The 26,658-nt window shown below is 45.4% G+C and carries 23 protein-coding genes; all 23 read right to left on the bottom strand.

Translation table 11 applies throughout. The features are described from left to right. Positions 1-4 precede the first annotated feature (4 nt). The 23 genes from glf to rfbF all read right to left on the bottom strand — a co-directional run bounded on the left by glf (position 5) and on the right by rfbF (position 26,628). The gene (gene glf / locus EHO61_RS12870) at positions 5-1,153 is read right to left on the bottom strand and encodes a UDP-galactopyranose mutase (protein ID WP_135813985.1); all 1,149 of its coding nucleotides are present in this window, start codon (positions 1,151-1,153) and stop codon (positions 5-7) included. After that, complete coding sequence (locus tag EHO61_RS12865; RefSeq protein ID WP_135813984.1) at positions 1,137-2,906, bottom strand: glycosyltransferase; 1,770 nt, start codon at positions 2,904-2,906, stop codon at positions 1,137-1,139. The genes glf and EHO61_RS12865 overlap by 17 nt, the downstream gene beginning before the upstream one ends. Before the next feature lie 13 nt (positions 2,907-2,919). Continuing rightward, entirely contained in the window at positions 2,920-4,008 is a 1,089-nt protein-coding gene (locus EHO61_RS12860) for an O-fucosyltransferase family protein (protein WP_135813983.1), read from the bottom strand. 5 nt (positions 4,009-4,013) lie between these two features. Further along, positions 4,014-5,129, bottom strand: a complete 1,116-nt coding sequence (locus EHO61_RS12855; RefSeq protein WP_135813982.1) for a glycosyltransferase family 4 protein — start codon at positions 5,127-5,129, stop codon at positions 4,014-4,016. A 3-nt stretch (positions 5,130-5,132) separates the two neighbouring features. Next, positions 5,133-5,843 carry a class I SAM-dependent methyltransferase gene (locus tag EHO61_RS12850; protein ID WP_167884873.1) on the bottom strand — a complete coding sequence of 237 codons (711 nt, stop codon included), beginning with the start codon at positions 5,841-5,843 and terminating at the stop codon, positions 5,133-5,135. Positions 5,844-5,974: 131 nt separating this feature from the next. Then, positions 5,975-6,646 (bottom strand): hypothetical protein, encoded by a 672-nt coding sequence (locus tag EHO61_RS12845; protein WP_135813980.1) that lies wholly within the window; start codon positions 6,644-6,646, stop codon positions 5,975-5,977. A gap of 236 nt (positions 6,647-6,882) precedes the next feature. Beyond that, positions 6,883-8,214, bottom strand: a complete 1,332-nt coding sequence (locus EHO61_RS12840; RefSeq protein ID WP_135813979.1) for a flippase — start codon at positions 8,212-8,214, stop codon at positions 6,883-6,885. A 41-nt stretch (positions 8,215-8,255) separates the two neighbouring features. After that, positions 8,256-9,575, bottom strand: a complete 1,320-nt coding sequence (locus tag EHO61_RS12835) for an O-antigen polymerase (protein WP_135813978.1) — start codon at positions 9,573-9,575, stop codon at positions 8,256-8,258. A 56-nt stretch (positions 9,576-9,631) separates the two neighbouring features. Then, complete coding sequence (locus EHO61_RS12830) at positions 9,632-10,897, bottom strand: sugar transferase (RefSeq protein ID WP_135813977.1); 1,266 nt, start codon at positions 10,895-10,897, stop codon at positions 9,632-9,634. A gap of 19 nt (positions 10,898-10,916) precedes the next feature. After that, the gene (locus EHO61_RS12825) at positions 10,917-12,122 is read right to left on the bottom strand and encodes a glycosyltransferase family 4 protein (protein ID WP_135813976.1); all 1,206 of its coding nucleotides are present in this window, start codon (positions 12,120-12,122) and stop codon (positions 10,917-10,919) included. Beyond that, on the bottom strand, positions 12,123-13,259 hold the full coding sequence (gene wecB, locus EHO61_RS12820) for a non-hydrolyzing UDP-N-acetylglucosamine 2-epimerase (RefSeq protein WP_135813975.1): 1,137 nt from the start codon (positions 13,257-13,259) through the stop codon (positions 12,123-12,125). Continuing rightward, positions 13,252-14,262 (bottom strand): nucleoside-diphosphate sugar epimerase/dehydratase, encoded by a 1,011-nt coding sequence (locus EHO61_RS12815; RefSeq protein WP_135814223.1) that lies wholly within the window; start codon positions 14,260-14,262, stop codon positions 13,252-13,254. Before EHO61_RS12815 ends, wecB begins: the two co-directional genes overlap by 8 nt. Further along, positions 14,255-15,139 carry a dTDP-4-dehydrorhamnose reductase family protein gene (locus tag EHO61_RS12810; protein ID WP_135813974.1) on the bottom strand — a complete coding sequence of 295 codons (885 nt, stop codon included), beginning with the start codon at positions 15,137-15,139 and terminating at the stop codon, positions 14,255-14,257. The genes EHO61_RS12815 and EHO61_RS12810 overlap by 8 nt, the downstream gene beginning before the upstream one ends. Positions 15,140-15,154: 15 nt before the next feature. Further along, the gene (locus EHO61_RS12805; protein ID WP_135813973.1) at positions 15,155-15,997 is read right to left on the bottom strand and encodes a 2OG-Fe(II) oxygenase; all 843 of its coding nucleotides are present in this window, start codon (positions 15,995-15,997) and stop codon (positions 15,155-15,157) included. Beyond that, a complete protein-coding gene (locus EHO61_RS12800; protein WP_135813972.1) occupies positions 15,994-17,142 on the bottom strand; it encodes a glycosyltransferase family 4 protein in 1,149 nt (382 codons plus the stop codon). The genes EHO61_RS12805 and EHO61_RS12800 overlap by 4 nt, the downstream gene beginning before the upstream one ends. A gap of 31 nt (positions 17,143-17,173) precedes the next feature. Continuing rightward, the gene (locus EHO61_RS12795; RefSeq protein WP_167884872.1) at positions 17,174-19,300 is read right to left on the bottom strand and encodes a lipid II:glycine glycyltransferase FemX; all 2,127 of its coding nucleotides are present in this window, start codon (positions 19,298-19,300) and stop codon (positions 17,174-17,176) included. Continuing rightward, complete coding sequence (locus EHO61_RS12790) at positions 19,285-20,145, bottom strand: polysaccharide deacetylase family protein (RefSeq protein WP_246032124.1); 861 nt, start codon at positions 20,143-20,145, stop codon at positions 19,285-19,287. Before EHO61_RS12790 ends, EHO61_RS12795 begins: the two co-directional genes overlap by 16 nt. A gap of 36 nt (positions 20,146-20,181) precedes the next feature. Beyond that, complete coding sequence (locus EHO61_RS12785) at positions 20,182-22,095, bottom strand: acyltransferase family protein (RefSeq protein ID WP_135813970.1); 1,914 nt, start codon at positions 22,093-22,095, stop codon at positions 20,182-20,184. An 11-nt stretch (positions 22,096-22,106) separates the two neighbouring features. Further along, positions 22,107-23,048 carry a glycosyltransferase family 2 protein gene (locus EHO61_RS12780; protein ID WP_135813969.1) on the bottom strand — a complete coding sequence of 314 codons (942 nt, stop codon included), beginning with the start codon at positions 23,046-23,048 and terminating at the stop codon, positions 22,107-22,109. Further along, positions 23,038-24,135, bottom strand: coding sequence for a DegT/DnrJ/EryC1/StrS family aminotransferase (locus EHO61_RS12775; protein WP_246032123.1), 1,098 nt, complete (start codon positions 24,133-24,135; stop codon positions 23,038-23,040). Before EHO61_RS12775 ends, EHO61_RS12780 begins: the two co-directional genes overlap by 11 nt. Positions 24,136-24,237: 102 nt before the next feature. Next, on the bottom strand, positions 24,238-24,783 hold the full coding sequence (gene rfbC, locus EHO61_RS12770) for a dTDP-4-dehydrorhamnose 3,5-epimerase (RefSeq protein ID WP_135813967.1): 546 nt from the start codon (positions 24,781-24,783) through the stop codon (positions 24,238-24,240). After that, positions 24,780-25,832 carry an NAD-dependent epimerase/dehydratase family protein gene (locus EHO61_RS12765; protein WP_135813966.1) on the bottom strand — a complete coding sequence of 351 codons (1,053 nt, stop codon included), beginning with the start codon at positions 25,830-25,832 and terminating at the stop codon, positions 24,780-24,782. The genes rfbC and EHO61_RS12765 overlap by 4 nt, the downstream gene beginning before the upstream one ends. 31 nt (positions 25,833-25,863) lie before the next feature. Beyond that, positions 25,864-26,628, bottom strand: a complete 765-nt coding sequence (gene rfbF, locus EHO61_RS12760; RefSeq protein WP_135813965.1) for a glucose-1-phosphate cytidylyltransferase — start codon at positions 26,626-26,628, stop codon at positions 25,864-25,866. Positions 26,629-26,658 lie beyond the last annotated feature (30 nt).

Below are 26,658 nucleotides of genomic sequence, written 5' to 3'. Positions count from 1 at the left end.
TTGGCTATGCGCGGACCAAAGCCAAAAACTTCCGCGCCGTTTCCCTTGCCTCTTTGATCACGTGGTGCATATCCATATATCTGTACGTCGCCAATCTTCCCAGAAAGGTGACCTTGGACAATTGCGACGCATCCTTTTCGTATTTGGCAAAGATATCCAGGTCTTCGGTTAATCGTTTCGGATAATACGGGATGTCCTTCTCGGAAGTCTCCTTGCTGAACTCTTTGAACCATACGGTTTTTTCATGGTTTTCCCACGGAGCAAAATGTTTGTGTTCGTGGATTCGAGTCCAGGGAACGTCCGGATCACAGTAGTTCAACACCGCGTTCCCTTGAAAATCGCCGATCCCTTCGTGTCTTTCGAAAGTCACAGTCCGATAACCGAGCCTTCCGTGTTTAAATCCGAAGTATTCGTCTATGGGTCCCGTAAAAAACACATGATCGAAACCGTTCTGGTCCTTTTCCGGTACGAATTTTCGATTCAACTCGATACGGATATTGGGATGATCCAGCATCTTTCTCACGATTTCGGAATAGCCTGACTCCGGAATTCCTTGGTACGGATCGGAATAATAGTTGTCGTCGTAGTTGAAACGAACCGGCAAGCGTTTTAGAATCGAGGCCGGTAATTCCTTCGGTTCGCATCCCCATTGTTTACGGGTGTATCCGTAAAAGAAGGCCCTATAGATTCGATCCCCTAGAAACTTCAAAGCTTGTTCTTCGAAATTAGCCGGCTCCCCGATCTTCTTATCCGCCTGGGAAGAGATGAATTCCCGAGCCTCCGCCGGTCCCAATTGCTTTCCAAAAAGTTGATTGATGGTATGGAGATTCACGGGGAGAGAATAGACGGCACCATTATGGACTCCTTTGACCCGATTTACGAAAGGACGGAAAGGTACGAAAGAGTTCACATACTTCCAAGTCTCTAGATCGTCCGTGTGAAAAATATGCGGACCGTATTCGTGGACCATCACTCCGGTGGAGGAATCCCGAAGCGTATGACAATTTCCCGCGATATGAGATCTCTGATCTAAAACGAGAATTTCGGGAGCGGGAGAAATCGAGGTAGAAAGTTCGTGAGCCACTACGGCTCCGGAAAAACCGGCGCCTACGATCAGGATTTTACGCGGTGCTTTTTCACCTGTATGGTGCAAGTTTGCTTCTCCAAAAAGTTTCTGAACTGAAATGCCGTGCTTCGCGTTTCCACGACTCGGAAAGTCTACGATGACGGACCAATACTTCAACGATGGTTAAGAGCGCGGACAAGGCAAGGCGAAAAGACCGAAAGAGGTCCTTTTTCCGAATATACACGGGATCTCTGCGTTCGTCGTAATCTAAAGTGACCGAAGCGCCCGCCCCGTTCCGAAGAATCGAAAGCACCCCCGCCGATCTATCGATCGGACGTCGAAAATAAGGAAGCGAAATCGTATTTAAACTAAGAATGGAAACGGGAAGAAACAGAATTCCTAAAATCTTCGAAATCGCGGAGGTATGCGGTTTCGAACCTTGCCAAACCGATTCCGGAGCGTACCGTCCCATCAGTTCGGAATGTTTTTGTTGCAAATCCAGCTTCACGAATTCTTGGGGCCCGGCTAAAATCTGTCGGATTCCCTCGAGGGCGGCTCTCAGATTCTCGTATTGAAACGTATATAAAAAGATATAAAAGCGTACGAAATAGACCCAAGCGAGCCTCCAAGGACCTCCTTCGTGAAAGAGAAAGTGTACAATTCCGTAATTTCGATAATTATAATATTCTACCCAAGAGTTGGTTTTGGAGTAGAAAGGTTCGTGCCATACGGCTAGGCCGGGATACGTCAGCACTTCGACTCCGTTCCTACTCCGACTCAAGCCGAACGTGATATCGTCTCCTCTTAAAAAATAAGGCGGATAAAGATCGGAATCCGTTCCTTTTCGTTCCGCAAAACCGGTAAAAAAGAAGGCGGAATAATTCGCACTTTTACCCGGCTCCCCTTTCGAAAACGAATCCAAATCGTCGGGCCGGGACAAATTCGCCCCCGCATAAAAGGAATTCACCCTCGAATCTTCGATCAGGAATTTGGCTCCCATTTCCACGGCTTCCAGCGGTCTTCTGAAATCCAGCATAGCTCCGGATAAAAGATAAGCATCGGGATCTTTTTTGGAATCGAAGAAAGCCAAAGTCCGATAAATGGATTCCGGATGAACGATCGCATCATCGTCGCAAAAAAGATAATAATCGCACTTTCCTTCGTCCTTCGCTTCTATAAACGCTCTTGCAAAGCCTCCGGAACCTCCGAGATTCGGATTAGGAAACAGACGAACTTCGCAACCGGGAGGAAGATCGCTTGGTTTTAGCGTTTGTCCGTTATCGGAAATGTAGAAAATCGCCCTTTTGACGATTTCCGAATCTTGCGCCCAAGCTTTGAGGCTGCCGATCAGATACTCTTCTCTCTTAAAAGTGCAGATACAAACGGCCAATCGTCCGTTTCTTTCCTTATTGTTTAACGTTAAAAACCTTCCGGAAGAGAATTTCAATCCTCCTCTTTTGGCCTCCAGAACCGGATAGATGAACCCCGATCCCCCTTTCTTCACTTTGAATTCGAAGGAGATCGGATTTTTTCCCTGCCGGAGTTCCTGGCGGTACAGATTCGATTTCTCGCCTCTTGCTTCGGAAGCCTCCAGAGAAAGAAAACCGTTTCCTATCGCTTCGCATTCGAAACGGTAGGTACCGACACCGTAAGTCTCCTCCGCATACTTGGGAAACAAGGCGTTAAAGTAAGCGCCAAAGGAGACTTTCGTTCCTTCTTCCAGATCGAAAACGGTTCGGCCGTTCCGATTTTCCTGTTTCGGAGACTTGCCGCTAGATTCTAAGAACAATCGTTCGGAACCTTTCAATACGGGACCGACGATCCTTTGGATTTCAAACATCGAACGTCTCCGACTAAAGGATGAATTTTTCTCCCGATACCAACGGGATCTCCACTCCGTTCCAGACTTCTATTTTCCGGAAAAGATTCAATCGAACCGGATCTTCGGCAGAATAGAGATGAAGAATAGGAACCTCTCCGGAGTACGAGGCCCAGCCCGAAAACGTGCTAGGCGGTCCTAAGATCAGATCACATCGCGACATACAATAAAGATCCTCCACCATAGAACCTTGGGCGAGAAGCACGGACGCGCCGGGAACCGAATAGTCTTCCCCCTTTTCATCGGAGAAGATCAGGAAAAGAATTTTTCGAAATCCCTGGGAATTCAATTCGGATCGCAGCTCGTTCATTCTCTTACGGATCAGTTCGGATTCGAAATAGAATTTTCCGTTCAACCAGATACGATAATCCTTTCGTCTGTGATGAACGGCGACGATCCGATCGAAGCTTTCCCTATAAGAAAAAAGCAATCTGTCGGATTTAGAAATCGTCTCCGAGTTCGGAGCCAAGTATTCGAGAATCGAACGTTTCGCTTCGGGGTCGATTACGAAGTTTTTCATCCGAAATCTCCATCCAAACAACGCGATGATTCGCTTCCCGCGGATCTTCGCCTCGAACTTTTCCGAATCCAGAAACTCGATTTTATCGGAATAGTTCGAAACTGCGGATTCGTTATTCGTGGAATCGGAATATTCGAAAAACGGAAGATGATTCACACAAAAACCCGGGATACAGCGCAGCCGAGATTGTATGGCCGCCAAGACCCGGATATAAAAGGAATATTTTTTCCAATTCGAGGAGTCGAATAAAGAAGAACTCGGAAGTTTAGGATAACCGGGAACCAAGCCGTCCCGGAAACTGGCAAAATGATCTGAGTATTCGGAAAACGCCGGAAAAAGAAAAATCACGTCCTTTTTATCGCAGTACTGTATAAAATGCAGAAACAGAATCAAACGATTTCCTAATTGGCCGTAAGGAGATGCGTATATAAGAATTTTTTTCCCCAATGCCCTGCTCAAAAAAACCAATCGCACGTAAAAGAGTGTCGCTGCAGGAAGGCTAAGACAAGCGGTTAAGAATTTGATCAGTCCGTTACTCCGCATTTGCGTTACTTTCCGATCTTTCTATACACGTCCGCAGTCTCCGCGGCGGTTTTGTGCAGGGAAAAATCCTTCCATCTGGATTTTCCCGATCTCAATATTCTTTTTCGGATTTCTTCATCCGACCAGGCCTTTTCCATTGCGCTTAACAAAGAATCGTTCGATTCCGGATTGAAGTAAATCGCGGCCTCGGCCCCTACTTCCGGCAGACTACTTCTGTCGGCCAATACGGGAAGACAACCGTAAGCCATGGACTCCAAAACCGGCAGCCCGAATCCTTCGTAAAGAGACGGGAAGACGAAGACTCTCGCTTTGGAATAAAGGTACGCTAATTGCTCGTCCGTCACCGACTTTTGGAGAACTTTTTCGGAAAGGCCGACATCCGAAATGCAAGACTTCTCCTCCGGAGTGAATTTCCCCCCTCCTGCGCAGACCAAAAATGCGTCCGGACGGGAGCGGAAGAAATCGGGTAACCATTTCAGCAGAAATTTGAAATTCTTATAAGTGCCTCTCCCTCCGACGAATAATATGAAATTTCCAGAAGGGAGCTCGACGTCGGACATATTCGGACTTACGATCTTAGGGTCGATCGCCAAATGAACGGTCTTAACTTTCTCGCCGGGCACGTCGTAGATCTCCAGCAGATCTCTCCTAGTACATTCAGAAATCGTAATAATTTGATCTGCCTTTTGGATAAGGGCCGGTTTATATTCGGACGTTCGGTCTCCTACAAAGTCCTGCGGAAATTTTTCGTGTATCAAATCATAGACGGTCAAAACGAAAGGCTTCTTCCCGAGAAAAGGTAGGAAATAGGGGAAATAATAGGTCGGATGAAAAATGTCGAAACGGCTTAAGAGTAATTCGGTCAGAGTATTCGGTAGATTTGCGATCCGAGTCAGTTTTCTCTTTCCGGGAAAATGGTGTCGATGTGGGAAAAACCGATCTTCGAACCTAGGATTCCAGACCGAGCGGATGTATTCGTTCGCACTGACACGCAGACTAAGTTTCGCCTCCACACCGAGGGCGGGATCTTCCCTGAAACATTTGATCAACTCAGAATAATATCTGGAAATTCCACCGTGAGTTTGTATGGAAAAAATCTGATGATCGTATAGGACTTTCATATCTTACCGGTTTCCCGACTTCGATATTAAAAATTCGTGATCTTTCATGATCTTCGAATCTAGTTTACCGGAGATAAACCGCAGGTATAGATGACGCAACCTTGTTCGGGAAAGTCTCAATAGCGTTTCGGAAATTTTGACGTATGAGAACGCATGGAGAACTCCGTTCGTATAAAATCGCAACCCCAGAGAGTCGGCCATTCTTTCCAATGTCCTCTTCTGAAAGAACGTTATATGCTGTCCTCCTTCGAACGCATAATAGTACCATGCTCTCGGGGAAGGAACCGGCTCCTGAAACAATTCGGTCGTAAAGAAAAGGATTTTCGCGCCGGAATCCGCAAGACTCTCCTTCACGAACTCGAGGGGACGGATGGTATGTTCCAAAACTTCGAAGGCGGAGACCGCATCGAAATGCGCGCGTCCAAAGGTTTCCTTTTCGAAACCTTTCGAGAGGATATTTTGACAATACGGATCGGACCAAAAATATTCGAAACCCCTATCCCTCATTAGTCGAGTCATAATTCCATAACCGCCCGCGAGATCCAAATAGGCACCGGAAGAACCGAACGTACCAAAAAGCACGCAGGATAGCATTTCGGAAAAAAAAACGTTCCGTGCCATGATCCCGGTATCGGCGTCGATAATCGCGGAATCGTAAGCTTCTTTAAGCCAATAAGGTTCTTCCGTCTGAAAAGCTCCGCAAGACGGACACAAATAATAGGAAACCTCGTGTCGACCTAGAATTTTTTCGCGAAAAACAAAGGAGCAATCTCCCGAACATATCCTACAATTCATAAATTACTTTTTTATATTATTAAAATGCGAATGGAAACTAATTCCGGAAGTCATTTTCCGACGGAAAGAATCCTTCTCTTCAAAAAGGAAAAAATCCTGCTCGGCAGCCCGTTCCGACTATAATGGTGTTTCTCCAACCAGCCCACCGCGCCCTTGTGCATTTTCAGTTCGTTAGGAAAACGGAAACTATCGGCCAACTTTTCCGTTCTCATTTCGGCTCTCTGGTCGTCACGCGATTTCGTATGAGTGGCGTCTTCTCCGAAACCTACGTTTTGCACCAGATTTCGCGAGGAATTGATCGCCAAGCCGCCCCTTTGGTTCAGAGTGTAGACCCATTGGAAATCCCAGGTGTCGATCCTTCCGGAATAAGTACGTTCGAAAATCTCATTCCAAAATTCGCGGACTCTTGCCGAACTTCCTTTCCAGGCGGATATTCCCTCCTTGTTCCAAATTTTATCTTCTCTTAAATATTCCCTCCAAGCCCGCCTCCAAGTCGCCCAGCCCCAAACGTGAGGATAGCGGGTAAAGTAAGCGTCCGCATCGGACAATATTTCGGAAGGAACGAAGTTCGTACCTGAAACGTGCATGACCTTGGACTCGTTCCGAAATCTCTCTAAGGCGGTTTCGCAGAAACGGAAAAAATCCTCGGAGGGAAGACAGTCATCCTCTAAAATAATTCCTTCTGATTCGTTTCCGAAAAACCAATCTATTGCCTCCGACACTGCGGCCTTGCACCCTAGATTTTCCGCCCTATATAACTTTTCGATCCGGCATTCCCACGTAATTTCCCGTTCCGCAACCGCCCGCGTTGATTCACATAACGCGGATTCGTTCCTTCCTGCGCGGGGGCCGTCGGCGGCGATATAGATCCGATCCGGCCGATATGAGGCGAGCGAACGCACGGCCCTTTCCGTAGTATCAGGTCTATTAAAAATAAGTAATAAAACCGCGGCCTTATTCATCTTAAAAGGGCTCTCCAAGTCCGATTCCTCCAGAATAGGAAGGACTCCATCTGCATCCTAAAGGCGAATCTTGAATCCTTATGCAAGAGATTCAGAAACGTACTCGCGATACCCTGAGAAATCAAGGTGGACACCGCGGCTCCCATAATCCCCGCTCTCGGTATCAAAAAATAATTCAACGCCAAATTTGCCGCGCAACCCGTGGCGGTTTGATAAAGCTGAAAGCGTTGCAGATTCTCCAGGACAAACCAACGACTGCTCGCGATTCCCCAAAATACAAAAACTCCGGACCAAATATGGACGGATAAAATCGGCCCCGCGGCCGCGAAAGATCCTCCGTAAACGAATTCCATCAAATGGTTCGATACGAAACTCAAAAGCACGGCGATCGATAAGGAAATATACAACAGAATCGTATGCAGAAACTTAAGCTTATCCTTATATTCCTCCTGATCGGTCTCTCTGGAACGGATGATGGACGGATAAACGGAAGAAACCAGAATCATGGGAATAAAATACCAGACTTCGCTGATTTTTACTGCAGACGAATAGATCCCGACAGCCTTGTCGTCAATCATCTGACCGATCATCAGTTGGTCCGTTCTCATATAAAGGAGAACCGCCATATTAGACAAAAAAAGCGGCCAACAATCCTTTAGAATAGAACGTATCCGATACCATCGCCCGCTCCAGATGGAGAGCCTCCCGTGATTCGCCTTATATAGGAAGAAATAACCTACCGTAGTCGCTATGTTCTCCAGAAACATAGTCCATACCAGAACGACCATTCCCAGGTCGAAAATCATCGTTAAAATCTTTACTATTGCAAATATTAGAAATATTGAATTTTCTAAAATAACGATATGTTTGGAATATATCTGAGATTCGAACCAGTATTTCACCACGGACCAGGCACGGATCGCCAAAGAGAAACCTAAAATCCAGGTCATCAACATCATTTCCGTGGAATGCGGCCTAAGAAAAGCAATCAGTATGATTGCCGTTGCATAGCTGACAAATCCTGCGATAAGCTGAAGCCCGAAGGAGGATCCGAGGATCTCCTCACGATCCGCTTCCGATGCCAGCAAATCCCGAACGATAATGGAGTCCATTCCCAAACTACCGATAGATCCGACGAGCGCCACCAAGGCGAGAACAAAGTTCAAGGATCCGTATCTCTCGGGCCCGAGGTATCTTGCGATCCAGATCCCGAGAACCACGCCCAAGCCCATTCGAATCGCGCGATCCAAAAAAAGCCAACCGGAGTTCGTAACAATACGACTCAAAGAAGAAGGACTTTCGGTGAGTCTTCTTAGGATTTTCAGCATTGGGTCAAAGCGATCGGATTGTACGGCGGACCGCTATCCGATCAGATTTCCTTTTTTGGAGAGGAGAAATTTCTCTTGAATAAGATCAGAATCGCGACCACTGCCAAAAGAATCGGCCCGCTCAAGACCGGTTGAAACAGTCCGTAGATTCCGATAAAAAATAAAGAGGCTAAAATCGAACTTCCGAAGAGACTTTGCTTTTCTAGAGATCTGGAAGCCATGGCGCTCACGAATCCATAAAGAATCGAAAAGATGGAAATCGCGATGGGGCCTCCGTCGCGATACAGACCGAACATCACGGAACCGAAAGCGTTATAACTGATAAAACGTCCGTTCGCTCCCATCCCTACCGTTTTATATTCATGCAGGTAAGCGCCGATCACGTCTGCTTGCGGATCGACCGGAATTCCGATAAATCGTCCGAAGTATATGAATACTTTTTCCAAACCCGCCAAGGAAGATCGTCCGTAAGTCCAATGATGTAGGATCGAGTTCGGATCGTGCAATTCCTTATCGAAGATAGAAAAAGACATGGTGTGATAATCTAATAGAAACAGCTTAAAAAATCTATCAAAAGCCAAACCGAGCCGGTTTTCTCGCAAATACCCTATCAGCAAGATCACCAAAATAACCGAGATTCCGATAGAAAGAACTCTCCATGAGAAAACGGAAAGTCCTTTTTTCCAATCGATTGCAGCGCCCCCAAGGATCAAAAAGAAGGATAACATTATAATATAATGAAACCCGAATCTTCCTAGCATCATAAACGCATCCAGACCGATCAAAAGACAAGCCATTGCGAAAACTTTCAGACGTCCCTTTGTCAAGTAGACGCCGGCCCCTATGAACAGGCTCGCTAAGAGTAGCGGACTTACGAATATGGAATATAGAATTCCTACTTTCGGACTCTCAAAAAGAACGGACTTACCCGTTCTCAGTCCGAACACGTCCGCCCTATAATCGACCGGCGCGACGGAAGTCGACATCAAATAGATCGCCTTGAAAAAGAAAAACAAGACTATCGGGAATAGGAAATAAACGATTATTTTTTCCAGCGCCTTCTCCCTAGACCGATCCAGCTCCTCGGTGGATTCCTGAAACGAGACGAAACCGGACTTATCGAAGTACCGAAATGCCAGGTTATGGATGAGGATGCCCGCAGTGACGGAAGTCAGCATTAGGATGTACAACCAAATAGCGTCTTTGGACGGAGAAAAGAGACCGGTCAGCGAAAACGTAGAGAGAAAAAGCCAGAAAAACCACCAAATCTGAACGAAAATAACGGTTAGTCCGGCTTTTCTAAGAAGCCAAAACGAAACGGATAGGTTTATTATTCCTGCAGCGAAAACGATTTCCGACATGTTTTACTATTCTTCCTTTTAAAGGGAATATTTTAGGGGAACGAAGACGATCGGGATCAGCGGGATCCGAAACCCGAAAAAATGGTCTTAAGTGTTTTAAAAAAAATTAAAATATCCAACCAAAGTGAAAACCTTTTGATATAGAAGAAATCGTATTCCAATTTCACCTTCATGCCGTCCACTTCTGCGGCATACCCCTGTTCCACCTGCGCCCATCCTGAAATGCCGGGACGAACTACGTGTCTATACGCGAAAAAAGGAACGTCTCTCTCGTACCATTCGGACAGATCCATCGATTCCGGTCTAGGACCGATGAAACTCATATTGCCGATTAAAACGTTGAATAGCTGGGGAATCTCGTCTATCCTATACCTTCTCAGGATTTTTCCGACTTTCGTGATCCTCGGATCGTTTGCTCCTTCCGTAAATCCTTTCCCTCTACTTTCCATAAACATGGTTCTGAATTTGTAAACAGTAAAAGGCTTTCCTCGAAATCCCATTCTTCTTTGACTAAAAATTGGAGACCCCGCGGTCTCCAATCGGATACAGATCGAGACGATAATCATTACGGGTAAAAACAAAGGAATCAAAACGAAAGCGGCCGAGAAATCGATCAATCGTTTCAATCTTTCGTAAAAAATCGAAGGCAAGAGAGTACCTAATTCGTTTTCCGACAAATGATTGATTTTTACGCGCCCGCTCAACGATTCCATAATTTGTTTCGTATGATAGACGGGAATTCGGGATAGAGTACACTTAGCCAAAAATTTCTCCCATTCGGGAGTAAGATTTTCGGATCGAAGGTCCGCCACCACTCCGTCGTATCTCTCCTTACCCAAATCCGGAATTTTTAGGAAAACCAATTCGGTACCGTGACTCTCTGTCAACTCGAGGGCCTCTCCGAAAGGTATAATGGCAAACCTTTGTTTTCTGTAACGATGTCCCAAAAAATAACCGACATAGCACCAAAACAAGGTGACCGTCGCTCCCAAAATCAAACCTTGAACGCTGTATTCGATCCGGTTCAGCAGATAGACAGAAATTAAAAATCCGAAAACGATCGTAGTCGTCGGTAATACATAGGCCGCAGATTGGGCACCAGGATATCGGAGCAATTTTCGAAGCAGACTCGTAACAAGGCAAAAAGCGAACAACACTCCGAGCAAGGTATTCAAGCTATTCGAATCGATGCGCTTCCAAAAATCGAAACCCCAGCGGGGAACCACCGTACTAGCGATGATCAATATGGTTCCCGAGATCAATTGGAAGGGAGTACTTAGAAGAATTTGTTCGTGAAGTCTAGAGTGACGCCTTGTATACATAAGGAATTTATTTCCAATTTCAAATAAGAGCGGTAGCTCCGTTCAGGGAGTTCAAGATCTTGTCGGCCGCAGACCCGGTGGAAAAGGTGGAATCCAATAACTCTCTACCTTTTTTCCCCAGTTCCATTCTATATCGTCTATCCAAAAGCGATCGCGCATTCTCGTAGAATTTGTCGTCGTCCCCGGATAGGGATATCAAACCTGCATTCGCATCGTGGACAATCCCTTCCAAATCGTTTCCTTTGTTGATTGAGCCGAGAATCGGTTTCTCCTGCGCCATATAACCCAGAATTTTTCCGGGAAAATTATGGGTCTTGTGCAACGGGTTTAACGTAAACAAACCTACGTCGAACTCCGCAAGCATCTCCTCATACTCAGCCTGAGAAACAGGGTCCAAAAGAGAAACGTTATGCAAATTCTCTACCTGGATCGCCTTGCGTACCAGATCGACCTCGTCTCCCGCGCCGACTAAAACGAAATGCACTTCCGCATGAATCTTCATTCTCTTTGCTAAGCGAATCAGATTCATCATATCTTGCGCCTGCCCTATATTCCCCCCGTAAAAATAAACGATCTTGTCCTCGATTCCGAGCTGTTTCCTATACTTACCCGTCGATTTTTTTACCTGGCGGATCGAGGCCCAATTGAAGAGAACATGCGCATTCTTAAAGGAAGGACGATTTGAAGCGAACCATTTCAGATTTTCCGGAGATTGAATTCCGATCCTATCCGCAGCCTTATAATTCAATTTTTCGAAATAACGGAAAAAGAAAGCCAGGGGAGAATTCTTTCCTATAATTCCGCTGTCGATTACCCATTGAGGAAAAAGGTCCCTCAGGATCAGATAGGAAGGGACTCCCCACAAGCGCTTCAGTTTAAAGATCAAACCGGACCAGAATATGGAAGGGGAATAATAGATAATGCAATCGTGCTTATTTTCCGAAAAGAATTTTTCGAGGGAGAGCCAAGCTCTTCGAGAAAGAAGCAATTCGTTTATTAGTCGTTTTATTTTGGAAACGTTTTTGATCTCTCCCGAAGAGAATTTCAGGACGTTAACTCCGTCCACGATTTGCGAAGTATGAGCCTCGCGAAAACCTATCCCGGGCGTGATCACGGTAACCTGATGATTACGGGAACGAAACTCGACTGCGAGATCGTGCATCATTTTCGCGGCCACTTTGATGCTTTCAGGAAGATAATCGTCTATAACTATACAGATTTTCATTCATTCCGGATTCGTTTTTTTCCAAACCGTCCGATTGATATAATGCGTATAACTTTGCACGATGGAGACTACTTTCTGGGACACGGACCCTCCCAAATAATCTCGGACGATCTTGCTTTCCCGTTTTTCCGTCGCGAATCTTTTGGTCACGATTTGGATCGATTCAAGAATGCCCTTCTTGGACAGACCGCTCATAATCAAAGTCCCTTCATCCATGCCTTCCGGTCGCTCGTGCGCGTTTCTAACGGTTATCGCAGGAAGGTTCAATAACGAGGCTTCTTCCGTTATGGTTCCGCTATCCGACAAGATACAGAAGGCGGAGATTTGCAGTTTAACATAATCGAAAAATCCGAACGGCTTCAGAAACACGACTCGAGAATCGATTTTATGTCCTTCCAAATTCTCCAATTTTTTCTTAGTCCGAGGATGCGTGGACACCACGACAGGAAAAGAGTATTTATCGCAGATCGCATTCAACGAATCTAATAGACTCCGCAGATTTTCCGGAGTGTCGACGTTTTCTTCCCTATGGGCGCTGACTAAGAAGAACTTTCCAGTCTCTAATTTTAGATTTCGAAGAATATCGGAGGTTTCGATCTTATCTTTGTAATAGAAAAGCACTTCCTCCATGTGGGAGCCGGTCTTGATTACGGTTTCCGGACGAATTCCCTCGTCCAAAAGATAGCGCCTCGCATGTTCGGTTAATACGAGGTTTATATCGCTCAGGTGATCCACGATCTTCCGATTTAATTCCTCCGGCACTCGCTGATCGAAGCAACGATTCCCCGCTTCCATATGAAAGATAGGGATCTTCCTTCGCTTAGCAGGAATCACCGAAAGACAAGTGTTCGTATCTCCGTATAGTAATAACGCGTCCGGCTTTTCGATTTCGAAGACTTCGTCCGCTTTCACGATAATCTGCGCGATGGTAGCAGATACCGATTCGCCAGCTGCGTTCAAAAAATAGTCCGGTTTACGGATTTCCATCTCGTCGAAGAAAACCTGATTCAACTCGTAATCGTAGTTCTGACCGGAATGTACGAATATATGCGTAAAGTTTCGATCGAGTTCTGCGATCACTCTGCTCATTTTGATCAATTCCGGGCGAGTCCCGACGATCGTCATGACTTTAAGCATGTAGATTTTCTCTGATATAATCCAATTTCAGCAGAAGTTCCTGAACCTCGGGAGTCCCTAGACGATGGGTATTATGCGAAGTATAATCGTCGAGCTGAGACACCTTCTGCTCCCCTTCCACGAAATACTTATTGTAGTTTAGATCCCGATTGTCCGCCGGAATCCGATAGTAGCGTCCCATATCCTCGGCCTTTGCCATCTCCTCTCGGGACACCAAGGACTCGTACAGTTTCTCGCCGTGCCTAGTACCGATGACCTTGATCGAATTTTGAGCCTTGAAAATCGCCAGAAGCGCTTTAGCAAGATCTTCCACAGTGGACGCGGGAGCTTTTTGAATGAATATATCTCCCTGCTTCGCGTGTTCGAAAGCGTGAAGAACGAGATCGACGGAATCCTCTAAAGACATGAGGAAGCGAGTCATGTTCGGATCCGTCACCGTCAACGCTCCCCCTTTTTTTATCTGTTCCACGAAGAGCGGGATCACCGATCCGCGGGAAGCCATAACGTTTCCGTATCTGGTCGCACAGAGGACTGTCCCACCTTCTCTCACCGTTCTAGATTTAGCTACTAAGAGTTTTTCCGCCATAGCCTTAGATATTCCCATCGCGTTTATCGGATAAACCGCTTTGTCTGTGCTTAATACCACGACCCTATGAACGCCGTTTGCGATCGCCGCGTTTAAAACATTTTCGGTACCGATCACGTTCGTCTTGATCGCTTCCATAGGGTAGAATTCGCAGGAAGGAACCTGTTTCAAGGCCGCTGCGTGAAAGATATAGTCGACGCCGATCGTAGCCTGATGAATACTATCGAATTCACGCACATCGCCGATATAAAATTTCACCTTATCGTTGGACAAAGCGATTCGCATATCTTCCTGTTTCTTTTCGTCCCTGCTGAAAATCCGAATCTCGCGGACGTTGGTTTTCAGAAATCTTTTCAACACGGTATTCCCGAAAGATCCGGTACCGCCTGTAATCATTAAGGTTTTGTTGTCAAACACGGGCAGCATCCAAGTATTTATCGTGATAATTCTTCATTCTTAAAACCAATAATTCCCAATCGTCGGGATGAAACGAAACCGATTCCCTGAATTTTTTCGAGTCCAATGATCTGTCGATTCTCACTTCCTCGCTGGGAACGATCCGAATATTCTTTTTGTATATTCTATTAACTAAAATTAATAAATCATGTTTCGATATCGGATCGGAGGAAATGTGATACAAACCGTTCAATTCCTTTTTGGGAACGATGAAATCCCTGATGATTTCGGCGAGCTCACAGGTGGGCAATCCGGAAAAAATCGCACTCGTATAACCTTTTACTTCTCGCTCCTGCGATAAAAACCAATTTACGAGCGAGTGGTTCGAATTCAGCTCGTGACCGACGATCGAAGTTCTTATCGTAAAAACGTGCGGTTTATCGACGACCTCGCCGATCTCTTTCGACTTCCCGTACAAATCCTCCGCGTCCGGAATATCCGATTCGACGTACATGCCTTTCTTGCCGTTAAAAACGCAGTCGGTGCTGATCAATATCAACCTGGCTCCGATCAATTCGCATAATAGCGACAATCGATGCGGGAACATCGCATTAACCGGAAGAGCGACCAGAGGATCTTTGGAGGCTTCCTGCTGCTTGATGATTCCTATACAGTTGACAACTAAGTCGGGTTTTATTCTGGCAAAGATTCCGCTCAATTCGTCTTGATTCAAAACGTCCGCGGTTTGGATGATCCGTGCTCTTTCATCAGAATTAAAATAACGTAATATATCGGAATTACGAACCGTTCCGTATACCGTCCAACCAGTTCCGTCGGACAGAATTCGGAAGAGAGCGTTTCCCAGCATTCCCGACGCACCTAAAACCAAAATTCGCATCTAAAGATCCGACCCCTATCTTTTTAAGCCAGATCCGGTATAAATGTCTTTTTTACCCAACCCGCGAGGAAGGAGAAGTCTGACGAAATTCCTGAACCGCCCGTCCACATAGGACAATGCCCTCCGGAACGGTTGCCCCGGCCTGCCGTTAAAGCTCGTCACGTTAAAGTATTCCTTTCCGATAGGAGAAATTTCCGAGAAGTAATAATTGGAAACGCAGCATCTTCTTCCTTCGTCCGCGACGACGGGGCTCACGGAATGCCAGGACCAGGGATTCGTTTCCATGATCGCCAGACGGTTAAACTTACTCTCTATCGTCAGATTCCTAAGAACCGATTCGTCCCAAAGTTCAAGATTTCCGCCTTTTTCCAGGCTCCAATCGGGGGTGACGTAAAAGAGAAGGTTCAACGTTCGGTACATTTTCCTGGTCATTTCGTGAGAATTGTCTATATGCGGATTCAGGAAATTTCCCCGATCCATCGCGCTCAAGCCCCCTGCATAAAGGGAAGGATCCGCTTTTTGCCCCTTAATTCCGGTGATGGACTCCACGACTTCGATCACTTTAGGGTCCTGAATGGCAAAAGTAATGTCTCTTAACAACGGGTGAAATCGGTCAAAGTTCTTGGAGGTATATTTTCTCTCCCGGAAGCTGCTCATAAACCGCATGTTCTCGTTGGCCGGAAAATTCCTATAGATGCTCTCCGTCCATTCTTTCGGAAGCAATCCGTCCAAAGCGCAGTATCTAACCCCGACTTCGTTTATCGAATTCGCGAATTGTTTCCGCAACTTGTCCTTGTTATCTGACAACGAACCTTGGATTCTTTCCACAAGATCCTCGAAACTGATTTCCCGTTTCATGCAGTAAACTCTCTCCGAATTTTGACCAAAAAATCGAAAGTTTCATCCGCGGCTTTCTTCCACGAAAAAGTGCCCGCGCGTTCGAACGCTATTTTAGCCAAATCCCGGCGCAATTCTTCGGATAATATCATTCGCTCCAAAACTCTCTCGATCGAAATCGGATCCAACGGATTAAAATAAAGCCCAGCATCGCCTAAAATCTCCGGCATGGCCGACATTTCCGAACATGCGATCGGGCACCCGGAGGCCATAGCCTCGGTCACGATCTGTCCGAAAGTTTCGCACGAAGAGGCAAAGGCAAACAAATTCGTTTTCTGATAATAACGCTGTATTTCCGAGTACGTTACTTTATCCAAATAAAGTATATATTTCTTTTCCGGGTCGGCTTTTTCAATCGATTTACGCAGCTTTGAAACCGCCTTCGGTTCGTCGGGGGATCCGATGAGAGTCAATCGTACTGGAAACCCTTTTTCCTTTAAGATCCGGACCGCCTCCACCACGTTCCACTGGTGCTTATATTCACCGACAAACGAAACATACAGGATCTCGAAAGGTTTGGATCCGTCGAAATCGGAAATGTTTCTTTGGACGGACGGCTTGGAAAAGAATTTGGGGTTGATGCCGTGATTCACCACTTTCGTTTTTTCCAACAAAAGGGGAACTTTTCGCAGGACACGGGAACGGGCGAAGTCCGTTAAGAATATATTTCCGTCCGCTCTTCTAAATGCGGAACTTTGGGTGAAGTACAACAGGAGTAATCTGAAGGAAGTTTTAGAAATTCCGTATCTTCCCATTTCCTTCGGTTCGAAGGGCAATAGGTTCTGACTCATAGATACGAACGGTCGAAATTTTCCCGAAAAAGTCCCCCCGGGAACGAATAGGATATCGCATCCTTCTTTCCGAGCCAATTCGCTTAATAGAAATTTCTGCCAGTAAATCCTGTGAAATAGGGATCGATCCAGATACTCGTGGCTTATTTTGGATAACCAAGGACGATTTTCCACGGCGGATAGAGTATTCCCACCGGCCCAGAGACACACTTTTTCTATACCTTTCGATTTCGGATCGGCGGCCTTCAGCAGCTCGACCAGATGAGTCACACCTCCGCCGCCCCGAATATTCGAAGCGTCTACTCCTATAATCATCTATCTCCGTTCCTATAAATATTCCAATATTCTAAAATTTCAGGAATTCCCCGGCCAATTCGTATTTTTTCCCGTTCAATCCGAGTTTAAATTCCGCTATTCCCCGGGTATTTTCGGAATCGATTCCGCCGAGATCAAATCGATCGTAATTTCTCTGTTTGAGATGAAGGATGGCGTTCCACAGAAGGAATTGGTTCGCCTTCAGGTTTCTACCTACCGGTCCGTTCCAACCGATGAGATAGGTGGCCGATAATCCGTGAGGAATTACGCAAATCGAGGCGACGGCTTCCCCTTCGCAAAATGCCCTAAAAATGATCGGAGAATTCTCCCCTCTCATTTGTTCGTTTAACAGAATCAGAAGCGGAACTCCAATCCCGGAAAACCCCTTTTCTTTCATCAACATTTCGTAACGGTCGATCAGCCAACGAAACAAAGTCTCGTCTTCTCCCGTTCCGACTTCGAGAGTCAATCCGGCTTTTTCGGAGAAATTCAACATATTTCTCCATTTCCCATCTAGTCGCGATCGTAGGACGGCCGCATCCTGAGTCAGATCTATCCATGCGGAGGTCCAAGGGAATCCCGACTTTTCGGAAAATCCGTAACGGTTCAAAAGTAAAAAGGCGTTGCCGCTCGCGTCCAGCTCCGGATTCATAAAGAGCAGTCTTCCCTTTTTCCAGGAGCCCAGTTCCGAGATATGTTCGAAGACCTCGCGTCGAACGTCTTCCGAAACCCCCTGTGCAAATAAAGGGCCTCTATTGATTCGATAAATTGTCAACAGACCGAACAATCTTTTTTCAAGAACCTGCACTAAGGCAACAAACCTTCTTCGGGAATAGAAGACTCCCCTCCTTACGTTCCAACCCTCCGCGTTTTTCTTCGCTTCTCCGTAAGACCAAGTCTGCAGAAGGTTGGATTGATCCGTGGATTTTAGAAGGTTCTCCCAGGATTTCTCGCGTTCTTGGTCCCAAAGTAAGGTCGTTCTTTCCGCGTTCGATCCGTTTTGTTCTTCTCTAGTTTCATATTCCGCGATTTCCGAAACACGAACGCTCTGGTGGACAGGAAAATACAACGTGTTCTCGCGGATGGCAATCGCATGCAAATGCTCGGCGTCACAATCGCGGATTTCCGGAGGCAAGTCAGGCCATGAACCCACCGGAACGTTTTTAGAATTCCAATGCGCGTACGCTTTTTCCGCATCGGAAGAATTCGCGAAGCGTTTTTCGAATAAGTACGGAATCCATTCGGAATTCGTGAATTCTTTTTCCGTAAAACTTTCCTCTCGATTTAAGACGGTATTCCAGACGATCGCATTTCGTTTCCTTGTACGAGCGATTTCTGCAAGCGCGGGGATAATACGCTTCAGGATTCTAAGAGACAACCCGCTTACTTGCGGAGAAACCATCCCGGCGGCGGAAATATCCTGCAGGAAAGGAGAAAGGTCCCGCCTGGAACTTCGAAATCCGATCTTTTGCAGGATCCTCTTACATAACCAAACCAGAGTGAAGCTTTTCTCGTAACCAAATTTCGCGAAGGAATCGGAACAAAGTTTTCCGATCGAATTGATTTCTTCCTTAGAAAAAGATAATTTAGAAGGTCCTTTATTTCTAAAAACTAAAACTGCCCCGTTTGCAATCGGAAGATGTTTATGCGGGCTATAGAGAACGAAGTCCCCTTTTTCCCCTATCCCTCTGATCGGCGCCAAGAGGTGGGCTGCGTCCTCGATCAACCATGCATTCCGTCCTTGACACAGTTCACTCGCGGCCGTAGCATTGTTAGGCTTTCCGAAATAATGAGCGAGAAGAAACAGATCCATCCGCTTCTCTTTGACCCATTGCCTGCAAACGGAAAAATCCGGCTCCCGATTCTCCGTGACCGGATAAAAAACGAATTCCGCACCGAGATAGCGGAGCGGAATCAGGGAAGAATTACAGAAATAATCCGGAAGCCAGATTATGATCTCACGTTTTTGTGCCAGCGATCTCCGATAAAGGGCAATCGCAGCCAAGGACCAAGCGGATCGGGAAAACCAAATGCCAGACTCCCCTTCTCTAAGCCAGGGTTTAGCAAGTTCGGCCTTTCTAACGAAACCGAAAAGGGATCGAAAAAGGATTTTAAACGAAGGCAAAGGAGCGATCGTCAAGTTTAGGCGCCGCCCCAACTTAAATATTTCCTCATTTTTCCACGATATATCAAATCGGCTCCCCCTTCCAAAAAGGCGCCGATCAGATTCGGAGGATCGTTCGGAGACATCGCATCCCGATAAATCGCCCAAGGTTTTACGTTTAAATTATTACCTCTCAGACCAGAGTAGACGTACTTGTATCTTTTCCTGGAAATCTCCAGAGCTCTTTCGTTAAAACTATCTATATCTCCAAAAGTATAAGCGAAGTGGTCGATACGAGTTCCGAGCTCCCTGGACAATCTATCTCCCGAACCAACGATTTCCTCCATTAATTTCGCTTCGTCTTCGATCATAGTGAGACGTGCATGGTTCCTGGTATGTGCTCCGATGGTATGCCCTTTTTTAAGGAGGAATTCAAGATCCTTCCATCCCATATTGGACCAAGAATCCGGAATTCGATCCGGAAGGAGTCCCGGATGGATTTTTTCGGCGATAAATCTCTTAATTTCCGAAGCATCCGTCAGACCTACGAAATCGGATACGATAAAAAAGAGAGCCTTGATTCCCATCGAATCCAGAACGGACTCGGCGACGATCCGATTGGAAGAGAAACCGTCGTCGAAAGTGAGCAGAAGTTTCCTACCGACTATAGGAACTCGCCCGTCGATCATGGCGGAAAAATCTTCCGGGCTTATGAATTCCCAACTTTTTGCGAGCCGTTTCAGCGTGGATTCGAATCGTTCGAGATGATTCGGAGGAACGTCGTGACAGATCAGAACACGAAGCTGAGCCGATCCTCCCGAAAGCAAAGGTTGAAACAAAAAATTCGCAAAACGGAACATGTAATACGAATTCGCAAATAAATAGCGGGGTAATGACATTCGTTAAATATATTTTAAAAATTGATCAGAAGGAAGCTACCTTCCCCCACTCAAAACGATTTCGTCCAAAAAGATCGCTTTTTGAATCACAAAAAATGGACGCAAATGGTGGCTATCCGAATAAATCGGCAACTCTCCGTCCAATTTAGGACAGACATCCTTCGAGCAGAAATATTCGAACGGGTCGATAACTGTCCCTCCATTACGCTCTATTACCTCCGCTAAATCCTTGCTAATCGAAGAGTTTTTAGAGATCAAACGGGTTTTGTCGATCGGATCGGCTTTATCGGATATTTTTCCACGACCGAATAACCAATCGTAACGAGGATTTATTAAGAGTTTCGGATCTAGGTGGCTGTCCGCAGGGCTAGAGAGAAGAACGTAAACGTCCTTATTCATTTTCACCAGAGATCGAATGTCCTCACCAAAGGCCCGAATCGATTCACTATTGACAAACTCCTTCTCGTAACCGTCCCAATAAGAACTGAACGCTATTTTAACATATTTCGATTCTCGGGCCATCTTAATACTTTCATTGTAAATGCGACCGCAATCCGTACCTTCGCCCGAGATTCTAGAATTAGGTAAGAAAGGACAACTATTACAGGTAGCAAACGTTGAACTTAAAATCGGCTTCGATGAAGAATAAATTTCCTTCAAACGCGGCCAATAATGTTCCATATGACTATCGCCGAGAAATAAGACTGCGGCTTCCGATCTCCCCGAAAGGGAATTCAGCTGCAACTTTCCTTCTTCGGAAGTTTGTGGATAATCCCGATCTCCGATCGCCGCCGCAATTTCCCGGACAGCTCCTATTTCCTTTTTTCCCAACGCTAACCCTGAGACTCGAAACGTATAAAAACCGAATCCTCCCAGAACGATCATCACACAAATCAAAGGTACAGTGAAACGTCTGTCGATACGCAGCGGCGATTCGATATACCGATACGTCAGTACGGCGAAAAATAGGCTTAAAAACACACAGATCGTTCTAACTAAAATTGTCGGAGTTTGTCCCTCTAATATATGCACAAAAGATAATATTGGCCAGTGCCAGAGATATATGGGAAAACTTATCAAACCGATAAATACGAACATCTTATTCGACAATATATTCCTATTCAACCACGATCGATTCAAATCGGAAATAACGAAAACGGCTCCTAAAGAAGGAAATATAGCCCGCCAACCGGGAAACACACTTTTTTCGTTCAGTAAAAATGCAGAAGAAAAAATCAACCCCAATCCGATCAAAGACAGAAATCGAGGGGAAATAATCCAATGTTTATAGGCATCGCTTCTAATAGCGGCCGCCAATACCGCTCCAAGAAACAACTCCCAAAAACGTGCAAGAGGAGAATAAAATGCGGCGACCGGATGACTTTTTGTAATGCCTATCTCGAACAAAAAAGAGATCAAAAAAAGGGCAACAATCAATTCCAGTTTGCGTTTAGACTTTTTCCAAACGAACATCAATAAGAACGGCCATAAAATGTAAAATTGTTCTTCGATTCCCAAAGACCAAAGATGCAATAAAGGCTTCTCGGAAGAACCGCTATCAAAATATCCGGCTTCCCGCCATAAGAAAATATTTGATAAAAAGAAAGATCCCCCAAATGTATGCTTTCCTAAATTCTTATATTCGGCAGGCAGAAGAATAAACCATCCGAAAATGCCACAACAGACCAGTACGACTATCAATGCGGGGAAAAGACGGTTGATTCGTCTCGAGTAAAAATCCTTTAAACTGAATCTTTCTTCATTCAACTGATCGAAAATAATACCAGAAATTAAAAATCCGGATATTACAAAAAAGACATCGACGCCGATAAATCCGCCGGAAACGTATTCCGGAAATGCATGAAATCCGACTACAAGTAAGACTGCGACCGCCCGTAATCCGTCGATATCCGGGCGATATTTCGCATTCTTGTGCAAGAGTAACTGCATGTTAAAGCGGATTAAAGAATCTTTCCTTTTAACCTTAACAAAGATATCCGCCAAGATTCCGGCAAGAGAAGTGAAAAGTAGAGTAGTCTGTTTTTAAACGAGGAATGGTTGGCTTTCAGTTTTTGCCGTGCTTTTTCGATGTCGCCGTTTTTGATTAAAAAGACCGCCTCTTCCCTTACGATTCCTTCCGTCAAAATTTCGACCTCTTTCGCGTAACGTTTGAAAAAGTCTTCATACTTTCTTCCGTATGTTTCCAGCATCATTCGAGTTTCAATCCAAACGAGTTCGGTCTTTTTCCAAGTCCAACTGTTGGAATGTATTCTCCACATCGATAGAACTTCGTCAACCATAGCCAACTTGCCAGTCATTGCGACCCGTCTGAACAAGTCCGCTTCCTCTATCATATTAAAACGCTCGTCGAACCAATAATCCAGGTTCTTCAAGGATTCTTTCCGGAGGATAATCGTTTCCATTGATAAAAAATAACGAGATAACAATCTGGAAAAACAATACCCGGTATAAGCCTTTGTTCCGGAATACAAACGCTTTCGGTAACCGTTCGAATTAAAGAACAGAGTATCGCAGTAAACTAACGATACTTCGGTATCTTTGAATAAGGGAACTTGCTTTTCTAATTTCTCCGGATACCAAAGATCGTCGCAATCCAGAAAAGCGATCAATTCGCCGGAAGCTTTCTCGATCGCTTTGTTCCGGGCGGCTCCCAATGGCACGGTTTCAGTTCCCGAATGGTATTTAAGCCGAGAATCGTAGCTTTTCGCGATTGCTGCGCTAGAATCCGTGGAAGCGTTATCCCAAAAAATAATTTCCCAATTCTGATACGTTTGCGCATAAACGGAATCTATCGCTTCCCTAAGATATTGCTCGCTATTATAACAATTCATTATAACGCTGACGAAGGGAGCCTCTTTTGTGCCCCTTCCGTTAGCCGACATGATTCAACTCTTTGATAAGCATCTCGGATACGTATCGAACATCCTCTTCATCCAAATCCGGATGAAGAGGAAGAGTCAGAAGCTCGGAGTATATTTTTTCGGTCACCGGTAGAGCAGGAGCAGAACCCGAAGCATAAAAACTTAATTGATGATTGGGTTGATAATGCAAGCCGGTCTGTATTCCGTAATCGAGTAATCTTTTTCTTAAAGCCTCCCGGTCCGGTAAGTCGCCGATACGAATCGGATAAATATGAGGCACAACCGAATCATAATCTCTATTTAAAGTCTTGATTCTTTTAGCATTCTTTAATAAGGAATCGTATAATTTCGCTAGTTCTTTCCTTTTCGTTGAGAACTCTGGAAATCTCTTCAATTGCTCGATACCGATGGCTGCCATGATATTGCTCATATGATATCGCCAACCTTGGGCACCGACGTCGAACTCCCAGCTTCTCTGTCCGGCAAAACGTTTATCGCTATCCTTCTCCACTCCTAAAAGACGCGCATCTCGGATCCGAGTTAAAATCGCCTCATCACTCGTTACTACACAGCCGCCTTCTCCGCTGGTGATATTTTTGATTCCGTCAAAACTGAAACAAACGATATCCCCGTATGATCCGATCCTTTTTCCTTTATGAACCGTACCGAACGCGTGAGCAGCATCTTCGATTACGCGTAACCCATGTTGTTCGGCGAATTTGTAGACCGCTTCCAAGTTTCCGACTCCGCCGGAATAATGCACCGGCATAACCGCTTTTGTTTTGGAAGAAATTCGCCTAGCAGCGTCGGAAAGATCCAAGAGACAATCTTCCGGATCAACTTCGCATGAAACAGGACAAGCTCCCGTGGCAGATATCGCCTGATATGAGGCGACATACGTCAATGACGGAACTAATACCTCATCACCGGGGCCGATTTGACAAGCTTGCACGGCCAAATGAAGCGCCGCTGTTCCGTTCACTACACAGACCGCAGGTCTTTGAAAATAGTCGCTCAACCGATCTTCAAATTCCTTAACTTCGGCGCCCATTCCCAAGAATTCGTGATCCAGCACCCGTATAACGGCTCTCTTTTCGCTCTCGCTCAAACATGATTTGGAGAGACGGATTAATTTCGATTTTTTATCGTTCGACATATTTATTTTTAAAGCCTTTGATTCCTCGAATTTTGTATCTTTTCGGGCGATTTCTTACTTTAAATGAATCGTAGGGTCGAAGTCAGGCCAGAGCTTGTCTTTCTCGGATAAGACCTTCGGTTCCAGCGGCCATTCTATTCCGAATCTTTTATCGTTCCAACGAACTCCCCTCTCAGCTTCCTGATTATAGAAATTCGTCACGAAATAAATTGCCTCTACACCATCACGAAGAGTGATAAAACCGTGAGCAAACCCTTTCGGAACGAACATCATTTTTCGATTTTCCTCGCTCAACTCCGCTCCGAACCATTTTCCGAATGTAAGGGAATCTTTGCGTAGATCCAGGATTATATCGTATAAAGATCCTTTAATACACCGCACGATTTTACTTTCTGCGTACGGTTCCAACTGATAATGCATTCCTCTCAAGGTCCCTTTCAAGTCGCTTAAAGAATTATTGACTTGCACGACCGAAAAATCCAATCCCAATTCTTGGAACTCGTTGGCACAAAACATTCTTGCAAAAAATCCTCGGTCGTCTCCTTTCTTTTCCAAATCGATCGTATATGCGCCTTTCAAAGGTGTTTCATTAAACTTCAAGTATGCCTCCTCCAATAAAGATGTTCATCCACCAACCCGGAGCTTTTTAGTTGTTTCAATTTGTTCAATCTCATGAATGTTGAATTTCTAAAATCAGAATCCGTAAAGTTCGCCTCTCGAAGACCAGCGTAAATTTCTTCGATCGTTTTGGCCAAATCCATTTGCGGGACGAATTGCGGCGCTAAGGTGGAAAATTTATCGAAATTCACTCGATAAGATCGATTGTCAGGTGGAGCACTACTATTGATCGAAACATCGACATTTCCGATAATTTTCGCAACCTCAACCGCAAGATCCTTTACTTGAAAGTTCCAAGAATTAGCTCCCGTATTTACGGATAGAAAAGCGCCACCGTTAGAATAAGGCCGTGATATCGACCATTCTATCGCTTTGGCCATATCTTTTACGTGAATCAATGGTCTCCAAGGCGTTCCGTCACTTAATATATTGATCCGTTTGGCGGTGCAGGCGCTGGCTACAAAATCGTTCAGAACTAAATCCAACCTTAAACGGGGACTGAAACCGCAGGCGGTGGCGAATCTGTGAGCGGTAATGATAAACTTTTGGTCCGCCAATTCCTGTAAGAGATTTTCCGCTTCGATTTTCGAACGTGCATAAGCGGTTAACGGATTCAAAGCCGAGTCTTCGTCTTTGGCGCCCCCTTCGGCAAACCCGTATACGCTACAGCTAGAAGCAAAGACAAAGTGCGTTACGCCGTTTCTCTTCGCAATTTTCGCCAAATCTACGGCGCATCGCGCGTTAATACTTTCCGTGACAGCTTCGAATTCCTTACCCATAGGATCGTTGGAAATTGCGGAGAGATAAACAATCGAATGCACACCTTTCAGAATTTCCTCCGGAAATTTCCTTACGTCTCCGAAATATTGGATGTCCATCGCAATCTCGGGAAGAATTTCATTCCGAATCAGGTTGGTAGTAAAAAACCCGGTATCAAAACCCGCCAACTGTAAATCGGATTTTTCCTTTCGTAAATGTTCGACCAATACCGGGCCTATATAACCCAAATTGCCAGTGATTAAAATTTTCATTCTATGATCCAAAGTGATTTAGCTGATTCTATCAAACCCAAGGTGCTCGACCGGAAACATAAAGATTCTGTAAAGTATCCCTATCACGAACCGTATCCATACACTGCCAATAGCCAGTATGCTCGTAGGCCATTAGTTGATCGTCCTTTACCAGATTCTCAAGCGGCTCCTGTTCCAGAATCGTGGAATCATCGGCAAGATAGTTGAAGATCTTGGATTCGAAAACGAAAAAACCGCCGTTGATCCAACCCTCGCCCGTCTGCGGCTTTTCCTTAAATTCCTTCACCGCTCCTGCCTGAATTCCCATACCCCCGAATCTTGCGGGAGGACGAACCGCTGTTACCGTTGCGATTTTCCCATGCGATTTGTGGAATCGAATCAATGACGATATGTCGACGTTGGAGACTCCGTCGCCGTAGGTAAGTAGAAACGTACCTTCTTTTTCCAATAGATTTTTGAGGCGAAGAAGCCTTCCGCCGGTCAAGGTATTCGGCCCCGTCTCCATTAAGGTTACCTTCCAATCTTCCGCAGTCGGATTGGAATATTGCACGGAACCGGTCTTAAGCTGGACCGTCAGATCGCTCATTCTTGCATGATAATTCAAAAAATAATCCTTAATTACCTCTCCTTTATAGCCGAGAGCGAGTACGAAATCATTGATACCGTATCTCTCATATATTTTCATTACGTGCCATAAAATAGGTCTTCCTCCTATTTCAACCATCGGTTTAGGCTTTACCGTCGTCTCTTCGCTGAGACGAGTCCCCAACCCCCCGCAAAGTATCACAGCTTTCATCTCTACCTGCTTGTTATCTACCCGAACACT

Origin of the sequence: Leptospira fluminis (genome assembly GCF_004771275.1) — a bacterium.
GTDB lineage: Bacteria > Spirochaetota > Leptospiria > Leptospirales > Leptospiraceae > Leptospira_B > Leptospira_B fluminis.
This window is presented reverse-complemented; position numbering and strand designations above follow the sequence as displayed.